A 14,612-nucleotide genomic window follows, 5' to 3' on the forward strand; every position below is an offset into this window, starting at 1 on the left:
AAACATCAGTGCAGGGCCTCCGCCGCCAACCAATGGGCGCTTTGTGGGCCTTCAGAAATCGAGTCCAGCGCCAGCTCGGCCATGCCGCCGCCCCAGCCCATCAGCTTGGGCGCGTGGCTGTTGCCGGTGGCCGGCTGCAAGCGCTGCAGCAAAGCCTGCAACTCGGTGCTGTCGCCTTGGTCCAGATAGCGCTGCTGCACATCCACCACCTGCCCGCGCGCCAAGCTCAACCAACTCAGCATGCGCCCCTCCAGCAGACCCAAGCCCGAACTCTCGGCCTGCGCCCAGACGCTGTCGGTTGCCGCAGCTTGTGCCAAGGCATGGCTCCAGGCCGGGCGCACCGACAAGATGCGCACGCCATGCGCCAGCGCTGCGCTGGTCAAGGCATTCAGGCTCAAGCCAGCCTGTTCCTGCAGCGCCACCGCATTGCGCTGCTGGCCTTGCGACCAGACCGCCAAGGGCCAGGCTTGCGCGGCTGCGCCAAAGTAATGCACGAACTGCAGGCGGGCGTAAGACCGGACAGCCTGCGCATCGGCCAGGGGCATATCGGCCGGCACGCTGACGTTGTGCACCCAGGCTCCGCCGACCCAGATGCGCACTTGCTGGCGCGGGTGCGCGGCGCACCATTGCTCGAAGTCGGGCCAGCGCTGGCCCGCGCCCTCTTGCTCATAGCTCCACAGGCCCGACTCGCCCCAGTACAGCGAAGCGACCGGCAAGCTGCGCGCAAGCTGCCAAGCCTTGAGTTTTTGCAAAAAACGGGAAAAAACGGAATCAGTCTGCAAGCGTGACACGATCGAGTTCCTCCAGGGTTGATTCGCCGCGCCGCACCAAGGCCACGGCGGCCTCGCGCAGCGTGCGCATGCCGCGCTCGCGCGCGGCCTCTTTGATGCGACTCATGGGCGCTCGCGCCGCGATCAGGTCGCGCAATTCATCGTCCAGGCAAAGCAGCTCCGAGACCGCGCGGCGGCCCTTGTAGCCGGTGCCGCGGCAATGTGCGCAGCCGCTGCCCTGCATAAAGTTGTCACCTGCCTGCGGCTGCAAATCCTGCGCTTGCAACTCGGCCAAAGTTGGGCTGACTGGGCGACGGCAATGCAGGCAATTGATGCGCATCAGGCGCTGCGCAAGCACACCGTTCAAGGCCGCCACCACGTTGTAGAGGTCCAGCCCCATATGCATGAAACGGCCGACCACGTCGAAGGCGTTGTTGGCATGCACGGTGGAAAAGACCAAGTGGCCGGTCAGCGCCGCCTGCACCGCGATCTGGGCGGTTTCGGCGTCCCGGATCTCGCCCACCATCACGCGGTCGGGGTCGTGTCGCAAGACCGAGCGCAGGCCGCGCGCGAAGGTCAGCCCCTTTTTTTCGTTGACCGGGATCTGCACCACACCGGCCAGCTGGTACTCGACCGGATCCTCGATGGTGATGATCTTGTCTTGTCCGGTGTTGACCTCGGAGATCGCCGCGTACAGCGTGGTCGTCTTGCCGCTGCCGGTTGGGCCCGTCACCAAAAGCATGCCGTGCGGCTGCCGCGCCAGCGCCCGGATGGCCAAGCGCGCCTCGGGTTCGAAGCCGAGCGAATCCAGCGTTAGCGCGCCCTGCGCCTGGATCTGCGCCCGGTCCAGCACGCGCACGACCGCGTCTTCGCCGAACACGCTGGGCATGATGGACAGGCGGAAATCAATTTCTCGGCCCTGCATGCGCAGCTTGAAGCGGCCGTCTTGCGGCAGCCGGCGCTCACCGATATCCAGCTCGGCCATCACCTTCAGGCGCGACACCAGCTGCTCGGCCGCCAAAGTGCCGTCGAGGTTCTTGATCTCCAGCATCACGCCGTCGACCCGAAAGCGTACCCGCAGGCCGCGCAGATGGGTCTCGAAATGGATGTCGCTGGCGCCGTCTTGCAGCGCGTCATACAGCGTCGCGTCGAGCAGGCGCACGACCGGGCTGGCCTGCTCGCTCAGGTTCAGTGCCGACAGCTCCTGCGCTTGCTCTTGCGCAGTGCCGTCGGCAAAGCCTTCGCCCAGGTCTTGCAGCGCACGGAAATCCTGCTCGCCGGCGCCCAGCGCCGCGTCCACATCCTCGGCCGAGCCGCTGACCCAGCGCAGCGCGCGCTGCAGCCTGGCCTCGATGCGCTGCAGCAGCATGGCGTCATGTTCACGGTCCGCCAGCAGCGCCAGCCGGCCCGCCGCCGACACCGCCAGCACCGCCCGCCAGCGCTGCGCCTCGGCCTGCGTCCATTGCTCGAAGCTAAAACCCCAGGGGGCTTCGTCGTTAGGAAGCCGACCCAGCGCCAGCGTCAATGCCGCGCTCAATTGACCTGCTCCACCAGCTGGAAGATCGGCAGGTACATCAGCACCACCACGGTGCCAATCACCAGGCCCATCAGCAACATCAAGACCGGGTTGATCAGGCGCGTGACCAGGTCACTCAAACGCGTCAACTCCTCGTCGTAGAAGGCCGCTGCCTGCGCCAGCATCGAGCCCATCTCGCCGCTGCGCTCGCCGACCCGCAGCATGCGCAGCGACACCGGCGTGCTCAGGCCCTCACGCTCCAGCGTTTGCGACAGGCGCTCGCCGGTGCACACCGAAGCGATGCAGCGGTCCAACTGCGCCTGCAAATGGCCGGCTATCACGCCGCGCGCGGTCTGCAGCGCCGGTACGACCGGCACACCGGCCAGCAACAACATCGCCAGACTCCGATAGAACTGCGCCAAGGCCAGCAAATGCAGCTTCGGCCCCAACAAGGGCAATTTCCATAAACGCGACAACAGCGCTTGGCGCAAGCCGCGCTGCCAGGCCCAGACCGGACCGGCCAGCATCAAGCAGCCCAGACCCAGCACCACCCAAGGGTTCTCGCCGCAAAACTGGCCGACGGCGATCAGCATGCGCGAAGCCCAGGGCAAGTCCCCACCCACACCTTCGAGCAAGCCGGCAAAGCGCGGCACTACAAACACCAGCAAGAACATCACCACCGCCGTGCCCGCCGCGATCAAGGTGGCTGGGTAAATGGCCGCGGCCACCAGCTTGCTGCGCAGCTGTTCGGCCCAGGCCAGGTAGTCGGCCTGCTCGGCCAGCGCATGCGCCATCTGGCCACTGCGCTCGCTCGATTCGACCACTGCAATAAAGAGCGCATCAAAGGCCTGCGGCTGGCTGCGCAAGGCAGTCGAAAAGGCCTCGCCGAGCTGGATGCGGGCGATCACGCCGTCGAGTGCTGCCGTGCTGCTGCCCCCGCCCTGCTCTTCTTTTTGTTTCAAGGTGACCAAGGCCTCCAGCAAGGGGATGCCGGCCTTCAACAAGACCGACAACTGCTGCGCGAATTGGCGCAAGGGAAAGCCCTGGCCGCTGCGTGCCTGACGCAGCTGGCTTTCGCCGCCACCGAGCGGATGCACCGAGATCAGCGCCGCCGGCGCCACACCCAACGCTGCCGCCACGGCCTGCGCATCCACGGCCGCCACCTGCGCTTGGGCAGGACGGCGGGCGGAATCGAGATAGCTGACGAGGTACTGGGGCATGGCGGACAAGAACGCTGAAAAAGGCCGACAGCAATGAGCCGAAGGAGCTACGAGTGGCGCGACTGTATTCATCTGCTGTGACTGCGCCGTGAATGACAGTGATGTGACATTGACAAGCCAATCAGCACCCGATCTGCTGTTTGTTTTTTGCCCGCCATCAGTCAAAACCAGCCAAACATGAGCCGAATGCCTCATCTGTCACAGGCCTTTCACGGCGCACCGCTAACTTGCTCGCCATGCGTACCAATACCCTCCTTCCATTGCGCGCCGCCGCCGGCCGCGCGCGTCTTCAACTGATCGCTGTTGCCGCGAGCAGCCTGCTGGGCCTCGGCGTTCAAGCGGCTTCCCCCGTCACGCCGACCCTGGCCCCGGCACAGGCGAAGCAGTTGCAAGGCTCCGGCCTGCTGCTGCAGTTGAGCGCATCGAAGGGCTCGGCCAAGCAAGTCCAGGCCTTGTTGGACGAGCTGAAGCTGGGCCTCAACTATCAGCGCAGCGTGGGCTCGGGCTGGCACTTGGTGCAAGCCCAGCAAAACTTGAGCCAAGCGCAGACCAAGGCGCTGAGCGAGCGTCTGCGCGCCGACAGCCGCGTCGCCTTTGTCACCGTCAATGCGCGCGAGCAGCGCGCCATGGTGCCGGACGACACCTTGTTCCGCGCCCCGGACGCCAAAGACGCTCAGTGGTGGCTGGATGACTACAGCGCCAGCACCAACCCGGCCGCCGCCAACTTCACCAAGGCCTGGGACATCAGCACCGGCGCGGGTTCGCCCGTCGTGGCGGTGTTGGACTCCGGCTTGGTCGATCACCCCGAACTGCCCCCGGGCAAGCTGGTGGCCGGCTACAACTTCGTCAGCAAGCCCGAGTACGCCAACAACAACGGCGTCGGCCGCAGCGCCAACACCATCGACCCCGGCGACGCGCTGACGCAGGCCGAGTTCGACGCCAACAAGGCGCTGTGGGACGGCTGTCTGGTGAACGAAAAAAGCAGCTGGCACGGCACCCTGGTGGCCGGCCAGATCGGCGCCTGGACGAATAACAAGGCCGGCTCAGCCGCCATCAACTGGAACGCACAAGTGATGCCCGTGCGGGTATCCGGCAAGTGCGGCGCGGCGGTGGGCGATATGGTCGACGGCATGCGCTGGTCGGTGGGTTTGCCCGTGAGCGGCGCGCCTGCCAATCCTCACCCGGCCAAGGTACTGGTGATCGGCTATGCCGGCCTGACCTCTTGCGACATCAACGACCCGGACAAGGATGTGGCCGCTGCTGCCAAGCTCTACAGCGACACGATTGCCGAGTTGCGCGCCAAAAACGTGTTGATCGTTGCAGCGGCCGGCAATCTGCGTGGCGCGGTCGGCCGGCCGGCCAATTGCGCCGGTGTGATGGGCGTGGCGGCCGTCAACAAGCAAGGCTTCAAGACCATTTATTCCAACTTCGGCAAACAGATTGCCTTGGCCGCGCCGGGCGGTGACCGCGACAGCGGCGCCACCTGCGACAGCTTGCTGGCCGACAGTGGCATCGTCTCAACCTACAAACCCAATCTCGCCAGCACGCCACCGTCCTATCACGCGGCCGTCAGCGGCAGCAGCTTCGCCGCACCGCAAGTCGCAGGCACGGCCGCGCTGATGTGGGGGCTGAATCCGACCTTGACACTGAACCAAATCGAAGCCGGCCTGAAAGCCAGCGCAAGGCCGCATGTACTGGCCCCCGACTTGGGCTATTGCACGGCCAGCAACAAGAGCCGCTGCACTTGCACCGCCGACACCTGCGGCGCCGGCTTGCTGGACGCCGCAGAAGCGCTGAAGTTTGCGCAAGCACCGAGCACATACGCCGCACCCAAGCGCGACGCCGTGGTCCTGAGCAGCCCGGCGCTGAAAAGCTGCGGGGCATTGCAAGGCAGCACCGCTTTCACGCCGCCCGCCCCCACACCTACGCCGACCCCAACTCCCACGCCCACGCCTACGCCAACACCGACGCCAGAGCCTGCGGCAGACGGCGGCGGCGGAGGTGCAGCCTCGCCGCTGTGGGTGGCCGGCCTGGGCTTGGCGGCATTTTTGCTGCGCCGCCGGCAAACGCCGCTGAGCAGCAGCTAGTGGCCTGGAAGATTGAGATGGGAGTTGAGGACCGCGGCAAGGCAGCTTGTATCGCTTGGACTGCAACTTCTGACTTGATGGCTACGGGTCACTCGTTCGTTCGGTCTTGACGGCAGCCTAGCGCTGCTGGCCGCACGCCACTCTGAACCCAGCTGAAACAAAAATCGCGCTGTCCATTGCTGGGTAGCGCGATTTTTTCTTGGCAGGCCTTGGCCCCAAAAGTGGCGGCAAGCCTGCTGGCCGGCCGCAGGCGATTGCCCTATAAAGCCTTCAATGTCAGTTCGCTGAGGCGCTCCGCACGGCGCACTTCCAGCGCCAGCATTTGCTCCTGCAAAGCAACCGCACGCTGCTCATGTCGATAGCTCAAGAGCAAATCGCCCGCGCCGTCGCGTTTGAGTTCGATCAGCACGCCATCAGTGCTGCGCCATTGGCCAAATGTATCGCTTTCGCTGCGCAGCGGGCTGCCATATTTCTTGCGCAAACTGTCCTGCAAGCGCTGCAGGGTTTGGCTCGCAAACGCCGCCTCCTGAATCCCGAAGCGATAAGTCACGTGAACCGGCACCAGCAATTGCGAGCCCGCCTGCTTGCCGTATTGCAAGCTCATTTGGCGCGCACCGGGCAGCATCTTGCCGAGCGCGTAGATCTCGCGTTCCGCACCGGCGCTTTGCTCTTGCTCTCGCATGCCCAACTCCGTCAGCGCACTGCGCAGTTCACCGCGACCCATGCAAAATACCGGCAAGTCGAACAGGGCAACCTGCGCATGCTCACGGCATTCCTTGCTCTGCTTGAGGCTGGCGAGCAAGACCTCGGCCTTGGCAACGCCGTCTTTTTGCGCCTCGGTCAACAAGACTTCGGCCCTATCCGGAGCGACGGCTGTGCCGTGGCCATTCAGGCCGTGATAGGCCCAAATCATCTTGCCGAGTGCATCATTGAGCTTGGCAGCGGCTTCGGCATGACGGGCACTCAAGGCCATGGCTGCGGCATCGCTGGTGTCGCGCAGCATGCTTGCAACAGCCATGCTGGAATTGGCCTTACCGGCCAAGGCTTCGGTTTGCGTGAACTCGCTGCACAGGGCTAAAGCCTTGTCGAATTGGCGCTCACGCACGGCCGACTCGCAACTGGCGGCATAGCGCTTGGTCAAGGCAGCCGTTGACTCTGGCGCGCTGCCAGCAGCAGCGACAGGCGTAGCGGGTGCCTTGGTCGCTGGGGCCGAGGCCTTGGCCTGAGTCACCCAGACGGTACCCGCGATTCCGGCCAACAATACGCCGCAGGCCACCGCGATCGGCAGTGCTGCACGACCCAACTTGTGCCCTTGCTCAAGAATCATGACGCTCTCCATTCGAGTTTCTACTGAGCCCGAACTGTCGCAATCCTCGGTGACGCCGTAATTAAGTCACGGTGCATGATGCACGCCATCCGGACTATCTCGCATGGGAGAGCTAGTGAAATACGCGGCCAATCTCTTTGAGGTGCCTGCGCAATGAAAAAAGCACTTAGAACCTTGCGGCGCTAAGTGCTTGATTTCATTCTTATTTTTGGTGGGCCCTGAGTGACTCGAACACTCGACCTACGGATTAAGAGTCCGCTGCTCTACCAACTGAGCTAAGAGCCCTACACTTTGCGTAAATCGCACAAATCAGCACGACTTACTAAGCTTCGCAGTATAGCCTATTTTTCGTACATATTAACTGTTTAGCCAATACATACTTATATTTTTAGACTTGCTAGATCTGGTGGGTCGTGCGGGACTCGAACCTGCGACCTACGGATTAAAAGTCCGCTGCTCTACCAACTGAGCTAACGACCCATCAAGCGAAGCTCACTATTCTAATCTGAATTTAGGATGTCACGCAATAGACTTATGCGGATTCTTTAAAAGAATCTTGATCAACTCTGCCGCGGCAGCCATGCCAAAACTGGCCGTGACGGCGACGCTCGATCCATAGCCGTGGCAGTTGAGGCTGCCGTCGACCGCGCAAGCCTCGGCGCCTTCGGCTGCAAAGGGGCGATGCACCGGCTCGCGCGAGAACACACAAGCAACTCCCAGCTTGCCTTTGCGCGGCGCTGCATGATGCTGCCGGAGGCGTTGGCGCAAACTGGCCAGCAAGGGGTCGTGACTGGTGTCGGACAGGTCCTCGATACTCATCAGATGCGGTTCGCGCTTACCGCCGGCCGCGCCCACCGCAACAAAGGGCAGGCGCTGCTGCATAGCCCACGCCGCCAAATGCGCCTTGGCTCGAACTTGGTCACAGGCGTCAACCAGGCCGTCGAGCGGCGTTGCGGCGCCGTCCAGCATACCGGGCCAATTTTGCTCATCAACGAACTCTTCAATTACTCGAACGCGGCAGTCGGGATGAATGTCTTGAATCCGCAAGCGCAGCGCTTCGGCTTTGGCCATACCCACCGTTGAGCCAAGAGCCTGCACTTGACGATTGATATTCGATTCGGCCACCTGATCAAAGTCGATCAGGGTCAAGGCCGCGACCCCGCTGCGCGCCAAGGCCTCAACGACCCAAGAACCCACGCCGCCCAGCCCCACGACGGCAAAGTGTGCCCCTCGCAAGCGCTGGTAATCCGCTTCACCATAGAGACGACGCAGACCACCGAAGCGCCGTTCGGCATCTGCCGTGATGGGAAAAATGTCTTGCATAGTTGGACTCGGGAGGGCCAAAGGCTGGGTGATGACCAAGGTCGCGAAGATAAAAAGGCCCCGCAAGCAGGGCCTCTTCACAAACAGACAAAAGGCTTGCGCCCTACTTCAACGCCGCCAGCCGCTCCTTGCCCGCTTGCGCAGCCTCGGTGCCAGGGTAGGCCTTGATCAGGTCTTCCAGACTACGGCGCGCCAGCTTGACGTCTTTCAACTCAATTTGGCTATTCGCCAAGGCCAGCAATGCTTCGGCAGCCTTGGGATGCTGAGGGTTGCTGGAAATAAAGGTTTTGAAAGTTGCAATTGCGTCCTTGTAGTCGCGTTTGCCATACTGTGCATTGCCGAGCCAAAAGCGCACCGAATCAACATATCCGCTGGCCGGAAAACGACGCAGAAAACCCGCCATCGCAGTCGCCGCCTCGGCAAAATCACCGCGACGAATCAAGCCCATCGCGGCCTCGTATTGCCGGCGCTCCTCGGGCTCAACTTGAAACTCTTTGCCGTCCAGCTGCACTTTTTGCGGCTCCAGCGGCTTCAAGCGCGAATCCAAAGACTGCGCCTGATCACCCAACTTGCGCTGAGTTTCCGCCAAGTCGCGGGCCAGTTGTTCGTTTTGGCCGCGTAGCTTGGCAATTTCTAGACGTAGCGTGTCGAGCTGAGCATTCAGATCGAGCATGCTGCGACGCATCGGACCCAATTGCTCCTGTGACTGTGCGGCGAGTTGCTCGACGCGAAGTCGCTGGGCGTCTTCACTTTGCTGAACCCGGTTGCGCAACTCAAGAATCGCCTTGCGTGCCTCGTCATCGTCGAACAAGGCGGCCTGCGCCGACAAGCTGAACAGCACGCTCGCCGCCATGGCCGCCAGAGTTCGGCAAAGATGCTGACGCTGCAGCCTCACTTCACTTGTCCTTCAGCTCAACGCGGCGGTTCTTAGCCCAGGCTGCTTCGTCGCTGCCTTGAGCTGCGGGCTTTTCTTTGCCGAAACTGACCGGCTCGACCTGCGCCGCGCCCACGCCCATCAGGCTCAAAGACTTGGCCACAGCCTCAGCACGACGCTGGCCCAGGGCCAGGTTGTACTCACGTCCACCGCGCTCGTCGGTGTGGCCTTCCAGGCTGAGTGCCAGCTTGCGGTCATTGGCGAGACGCTTGGCATGGGTTTCGACCAAGCCACGATATTCATCCTTGACCACATAGCTGTCGAAGTCGAACAAGACCACGCGCTGGTTGGCAACGGCAGCGGTCAGCTGAGCGCCCAGATCAACGGTCGCGACCTTGGACTCGGCCATAGGCATGCTGCTGGCACCGCTGGTTGCCGAGCTATTGGGTGCCACGGGGCGTGTTTCCACAGGCGCCGGCTCATCCAGCTTGACAGGCGAACTGCATCCGGCCATCACGGCCAGCACCACCAAGCTCATCGCAAAACGACTCATCTTCATTCGGGTCACTCCTTCAAAAACGATCACAGATCCATACCCATATGGCCCACCGCGCGCCAAGCACTCAGCGGACTACAGTGGCGATTATCCAACAAGTTAGCATCAAGGCTTGACAGCCCGCCCTCAACGGCCAAAGGGGCCCCAAGTCGGCTCGCGCACATCGGCCAAGGTCGAGATCAATTTGGCCTTGATCTTGCCGTCCAAGGTGCTGGTCATCAGCACATCTTTGCCGCCCGCCCGCGAGGCGTAGACGAGCAGCCGCCCATTCGGCGCAAAGCTCGGGCTTTCGTCATCGTGGCTATCACTGATCTGCTGCACGGTACCGGAGGCCAAGTCCATCACGCTCAGGCGAAAACTATTGCCGCCCTGCCGAGTGATAAAGGCCATGGTGCGGCCGTCCGGGCTGATGGCCGGGCTGATGTTGTAAGCGCCGTTAAACGTCACACGCTCGGCCGTGCCGCTTTGCCCGCCCACCGCCATGCGGTAGATCTGTGGTCCGCCGCCACGATCGCTGACGAAATAGATCGATCGGCCGTCGGGCGAAAACACCGACTCGGTATCGATCGCCGAGCTTTGCGTCAAGCGCCTCAAGCCGCTGCCGTCCCGGTTCATGATGAACAGTTGCGAGCCGCCTTCACGCGACAAAGTGAGTGCCACTTGCTGCCCATCGGGCGAGAAAGAAGGCGCGCTATTGGTGCCGCGGAAGTCCGCCAGCACGCGGCGTCGGCCGGTTTGCACATCCTGAATCCAGACCACCGCCTTGCGCGTCTCAAACGACACATAGGCCAGCTCTTTGCCACTCGGCGACCAGGCCGGCGAGATGATCGGGTCAGGGCTTGCCAGCGCGACTTGACCGCCTTCGCCGTCGGCGTCGGTGATGCGCAGGCTGTAGCGTCCGCCGGCCTTGGTGACATAGGCCATGCGGGTTGCAAAGATGCCGCGCTCACCTGTCAGTTTTTGATAAATCGTGTCCGAGATGCGGTGCGCGCCCAGGCGCACATCCTCGGGCGCCACCGCATGCGCCTCGCCGCCCAGGTCCTGGCCCTTGACCACATCCCAGAGCTTGTAGCGCAGATCGACCCGGCCGTCGGCCAAGCGTGCCGCGGAGCCGGCCGCCAGCGCATCGGCATTGCGCGCCCGCCACTCTGACCACACCGGCTGACTGCCCTCGAACATGCCGGTCGGGGCGTCAATGATGCGGAACTGTCCGCTGCGCTCCAGGTTAGAGCGAATGATCGCCGCGACCGGCTGAGCCGCCCGCGCTTCGTCGCGAAAATCCGGCACAGCGATCGGCATCTGAGTGCCCCCGACACCGGAAATATCGACACGGAATTGTGCGCTGGCCAGCGGGCTAAAGCCGAGCAAAGTCGCCGAACAAGCGCCGACCGTTTGCCGCAGCATGCCGCGCCGCGAATGATGATTCAGGGAGTTCTGCTCAGGCATTGTTTTCGCAATCAACAGTGGAAATTTTTCGCTGCGGCATTTTGCCTGAGCCTGCCCGGCAGCGACGCCGGCAGGCTCAGCGACTTACAGCAACACGATGTCGTAATGCTCGGTCTGATTGCTCGGCTCCGCGGTCAAGGAGATAGGCTTGCCGATGAAGTCCGACAGCCCGGCCAGATGCTGGCTTTCCTCGTCCAAAAGCATCTCCACCACATTGGCGGCGGCGACGATGCGGAACTCCTTGGGCGAGAACTGGCGCGCCTCGCGCAGGATCTCGCGCATGATGTCATAACAAACCGTTCGAGCGGTCTTGACCTGCGCCCTGCCCTCGCAGGTCGGGCAAGGCTCGCAAAGCATTCTGGACAGCGATTCACGCGTGCGCTTGCGGGTCATCTCCACCAAACCCAACTGGGTAAAACCGCCCAGCGTGACCTTGGTGCGGTCCTTGCTGAGTTGCTTGCGGAACTCGGTCAGCACCGCCGATTTGTGCTCCTCGCGCGTCATGTCGATGAAGTCAACGATGATGATGCCGCCCAGGTTGCGCAGGCGCAGCTGGCGCGTGATGGCCCCGGCCGCCTCCAGATTGGTCTTGAAAATCGTGTCGTCAAAATTGCGCGCACCGACAAACCCGCCGGTGTTGACGTCCACCGTCGTCATCGCCTCGGTTTGGTCAAATATCAGGTAGCCGCCCGACTTCAAATCGACGCGCCGCGCCAGCGCTCGGCTCAATTCAGCGTCGATATTGTTCAAATCGAAAATCGGCCGCTCGCCTTTGTAGTGCTCGAGCTTGGCGGTCGCCGCCGGCATGAACAGCTCACCGAAGCCATGCAGCACGTCGTACTGCAGCTTGGAGTCGATGCGGATCGAGCCGGTACGTTCACTGACCAGATCGCGCAAAACGCGCTCGACCAGGCTCAGGTCTTGATGCAGCAAACTGCCGGGCGGGGAATTGAAGCCCTTCTCGCGAATGGCGGCCCAGGCCTTGCGCAGATAGGCGATGTCTGAGGCCAGCTCCTCGTCACTGGCGTCCTCGGCATTGGTGCGCAAAATAAAGCCACCGCCGCCGCCCTCCTCGGGCTTGCCCACCAACACCTGCATGCGGGCGCGCAGCAACTCACGCGCCTCGGGAGAGCCGATCTTCTGCGAGATGCCGATGTGCTCATCCTGCGGCAGAAACACCAGCATGCGCCCGGCAATGCTGATCTGGGTCGACAGGCGTGCGCCTTTGGTGCCGATCGGGTCCTTGATCACCTGCACGGTCAAGGTCTGACCTTCAAACACCAGGCGCTCGATCGGGGTCGCTACACCGCCCTCGGCATGCTGGCTGCGAATATGGCTGGGCGCACCATTGACATGCAGATCGGCCACATGCAGGAATGCCGCGCGCTCCAGGCCGATATCGATAAAGGCCGACTGCATGCCCGGCAACACGCGCGCCACCTTGCCCAAGTACACATTGCCGACCAAGCCGCGCTCCAGCGCGCGCTCGACATGCAGCTCCTGCACCGAGCCGTTTTCAACCACGGCCACGCGCGTCTCCTGGGGAGACCAGTTGATCAGAATATCTTCCATGGCGCTAATCTCGAATGTTGACGCATATCGGCAGCCTGGGGCCGATATGCGTCAAAACTGAACGTTCCACTGCCGCAGCAATTGCGCCGTCTCGTACAGCGGCAAGCCCATGATGCCTGAATAGCTGCCCTCGATGCGATAAATCCAGGCTGCCGCCTGACTTTGAATCGCATACGCCCCGGCTTTGCCGAATGGCTCGCCGCTGGCGATGTACATGCGGATCTGCTCGTCGCTGAGCGGCGCAAAGTCAACCGAAGACACATTCAAGGCCACACTGCGTCGCTCTCCCAAACCCAGCGCCACGGCCGTGATGACGCGGTGGCTGCGGCCGGCCAACAAGCGCAGGGTACGAAACGCGTCATCGGCATCCAAGGGTTTACCGAGAATCTGCCGATCGACCGCTACCGTTGTGTCTGAACAAAGCACAGGCGCTTGAGCCAAGCCGCGCGCCTTCATTCTGGCCAGAGCAGCGTCGAGCTTGGCCTGGGTGACGCGCTCGACATAGACCTCGGGCGACTCCCCCGCGATCTCGTCCTCCAGCTTTTCCGCATCCTCTTCAGGACCGGCCAAAAGCAGATCGTGGCGCACACCGAGTTGCTGCAGTAGCTGGCTGCGGCGCGGGCTCTGGGAAGCGAGATAGATAAAGTCAAAAAAAGCTGCGCTCATGGGCTCAAATCACTGGCAAATCATTCACGGTGATAGGGGTGGCCCGTCATCACCGTCCAAGCGCGATACAAGCCCTCGGCCAAGAGCACGCGAGCAAATGCATGGGGCAGCGTCAAATCGGACAAACGCAAGGTTTCATCGGCGGTGGCCTTCAGCGAAGGCGCCAAGCCGTCCGGCCCGCCGATGATCAGCGCAACATCGCGGCCGTCCCCCATCCACAGCTTCATCCGCTCGGCCAACTGCATACTGGTGCGGCGCTCGCCGCGTTCATCCAGAATCAGCCGGCGCACACCGCGTGGCAAGGCCGCTTCGATGCGCAGCGCTTCGGCCGCCATCAATTGCTCGGCCGTCTTGCTGCCGCGCGTTTCGGCCTTGACGGCCTTCAACTCCAGGCGCATTTCCGGCGGAAAGCGCTTGGCGAAGTCTTCATAGGCCGTATCGGCCCAGGCCGGTTGGCGCTGGCCCACGGCCACCAAAAGCAAACGCATGCCTGAGGGTTGACTTAGGCGTCGCTGCTCTTCTTGCTGGCGGCCTTCTTGACCGCAGCCTTGACGGCCGGTTTCGGTGCTGCCCGCTTGACACCGACGGTCTTGGTGACGGCTGACTTCTTGGCGGCAGCCTTCTTCACCGCAGGCTTGGCTGCGCCAACCTTCAAGGTGCTGGTGGCGGGCGTCTTGTGATCCACCTCGCGGCTGCTGGTGGATGAGCGATCCACCGGCTTCTTGGCGGCTGGCTTCTTGACAGCAGGCTTTTCGGCCGCGGCCTTGGCGGCGACCTTTTTGCCCACGCCCGGCTTGCCCGGCAGCGAAGCGGCAACTACCTTCTTCGCTGCAGTCTTCTTGGCTGCCTTCTTGGGCGCAACGTCTTCCTCGTCATCTTCTTCCGAAGCCTTGACCAATTTGGTCTTGCCGTCGCCCAGCGCCATCTTGACGGGCTTGCCGCCCCACAGCTCTTCGAGATGGTAGTAATCACGGATCGCCGGCTGCATCACGTGCACGACGGCGGCGCCGCAGTCAACGATGATCCACTCGCCGTTTTCCTCGCCCTCGCAGCGCAGCACGTCCATGCCGCGCTCCTTGACCGTGACACGCACGGCCGAGGCCAAGGCCTTGGTCTGACGGTTGCTGGTGCCGGACGCGATGATCACGCGTTCGAACAGCGGTGTCAGGTGCTCGGTGTTGAAGACCAAAATATTTTGGGCCTTCACATCTTCCAAACCATCGACGATGGCGCGTTGCAGCTTACGAATGTCCAT

General features: G+C 62.7%; 13 protein-coding genes and 2 tRNA genes. 1 reads left to right on the top strand and 14 read right to left on the bottom strand.

The window, feature by feature from the left end; genetic code table 11:
• Window positions 1-5: 5 nt before the first annotated feature.
• Genes LNV09_RS12215 through LNV09_RS12225 form a run of 3 tightly spaced genes read right to left on the bottom strand, consistent with a single transcriptional unit; the run spans window position 6 to window position 3,506 of the window.
• Window positions 6-791 carry a hypothetical protein gene (locus LNV09_RS12215; protein ID WP_263557359.1) on the bottom strand — a complete coding sequence of 262 codons (786 nt, stop codon included), beginning with the start codon at window positions 789-791 and terminating at the stop codon, window positions 6-8.
• Window positions 772-2,307: a GspE/PulE family protein gene (locus tag LNV09_RS12220; protein ID WP_263557360.1), complete on the bottom strand. Its 1,536-nt coding sequence runs from the start codon at window positions 2,305-2,307 to the stop codon at window positions 772-774. Before LNV09_RS12220 ends, LNV09_RS12215 begins: the two co-directional genes overlap by 20 nt.
• Complete coding sequence (locus tag LNV09_RS12225; protein ID WP_263557361.1) at window positions 2,304-3,506, bottom strand: type II secretion system F family protein; 1,203 nt, start codon at window positions 3,504-3,506, stop codon at window positions 2,304-2,306. The genes LNV09_RS12220 and LNV09_RS12225 overlap by 4 nt, the downstream gene beginning before the upstream one ends.
• A gap of 236 nt (window positions 3,507-3,742) precedes the next feature.
• Here LNV09_RS12225 and LNV09_RS12230 point away from each other — a divergent pair, with 236 nt between their 5' ends.
• Window positions 3,743-5,593 (top strand): S8 family serine peptidase, encoded by a 1,851-nt coding sequence (locus tag LNV09_RS12230; protein ID WP_263557362.1) that lies wholly within the window; start codon window positions 3,743-3,745, stop codon window positions 5,591-5,593.
• A 259-nt stretch (window positions 5,594-5,852) separates the two neighbouring features.
• On the opposite strand, the gene LNV09_RS12235 is transcribed toward LNV09_RS12230, so the two are convergent.
• From LNV09_RS12235 to rsfS, 11 genes are all read right to left on the bottom strand, one after another.
• Window positions 5,853-6,920, bottom strand: coding sequence for a hypothetical protein (locus LNV09_RS12235; protein ID WP_263557363.1), 1,068 nt, complete (start codon window positions 6,918-6,920; stop codon window positions 5,853-5,855).
• A 209-nt stretch (window positions 6,921-7,129) separates the two neighbouring features.
• Window positions 7,130-7,205: transfer RNA gene (locus LNV09_RS12240), tRNA-Lys, on the bottom strand.
• Window positions 7,206-7,324: 119 nt separating this feature from the next.
• Window positions 7,325-7,400, bottom strand: a tRNA-Lys gene (locus tag LNV09_RS12245).
• A gap of 39 nt (window positions 7,401-7,439) precedes the next feature.
• Window positions 7,440-8,243: a tRNA threonylcarbamoyladenosine dehydratase gene (locus LNV09_RS12250; protein WP_263557364.1), complete on the bottom strand. Its 804-nt coding sequence runs from the start codon at window positions 8,241-8,243 to the stop codon at window positions 7,440-7,442.
• Window positions 8,244-8,346: 103 nt separating this feature from the next.
• Window positions 8,347-9,138 (bottom strand): tol-pal system protein YbgF, encoded by a 792-nt coding sequence (gene ybgF / locus LNV09_RS12255; protein WP_318023291.1) that lies wholly within the window; start codon window positions 9,136-9,138, stop codon window positions 8,347-8,349.
• A gap of 1 nt (window position 9,139) precedes the next feature.
• Complete coding sequence (gene pal, locus LNV09_RS12260; protein WP_411969275.1) at window positions 9,140-9,685, bottom strand: peptidoglycan-associated lipoprotein Pal; 546 nt, start codon at window positions 9,683-9,685, stop codon at window positions 9,140-9,142.
• Window positions 9,686-9,799: 114 nt separating this feature from the next.
• Window positions 9,800-11,077: a Tol-Pal system beta propeller repeat protein TolB gene (gene tolB, locus LNV09_RS12265; protein WP_263557546.1), complete on the bottom strand. Its 1,278-nt coding sequence runs from the start codon at window positions 11,075-11,077 to the stop codon at window positions 9,800-9,802.
• A 126-nt stretch (window positions 11,078-11,203) separates the two neighbouring features.
• On the bottom strand, window positions 11,204-12,691 hold the full coding sequence (gene rng, locus LNV09_RS12270; RefSeq protein WP_263557366.1) for a ribonuclease G: 1,488 nt from the start codon (window positions 12,689-12,691) through the stop codon (window positions 11,204-11,206).
• Between the two features lie 51 nt (window positions 12,692-12,742).
• Complete coding sequence (locus LNV09_RS12275; RefSeq protein ID WP_263557367.1) at window positions 12,743-13,357, bottom strand: Maf family protein; 615 nt, start codon at window positions 13,355-13,357, stop codon at window positions 12,743-12,745.
• 20 nt (window positions 13,358-13,377) lie between these two features.
• The gene (rlmH, locus tag LNV09_RS12280; RefSeq protein WP_263533410.1) at window positions 13,378-13,845 is read right to left on the bottom strand and encodes a 23S rRNA (pseudouridine(1915)-N(3))-methyltransferase RlmH; all 468 of its coding nucleotides are present in this window, start codon (window positions 13,843-13,845) and stop codon (window positions 13,378-13,380) included.
• 14 nt (window positions 13,846-13,859) lie between these two features.
• Window positions 13,860-14,612 carry a ribosome silencing factor gene (rsfS, locus tag LNV09_RS12285; protein WP_263557368.1) on the bottom strand — a complete coding sequence of 251 codons (753 nt, stop codon included), beginning with the start codon at window positions 14,610-14,612 and terminating at the stop codon, window positions 13,860-13,862.

Origin of the sequence: Paucibacter sp. B2R-40 (genome assembly GCF_025717555.1) — a bacterium.
Taxonomy (GTDB): Bacteria; Pseudomonadota; Gammaproteobacteria; order Burkholderiales; family Burkholderiaceae_C; genus Paucibacter_A.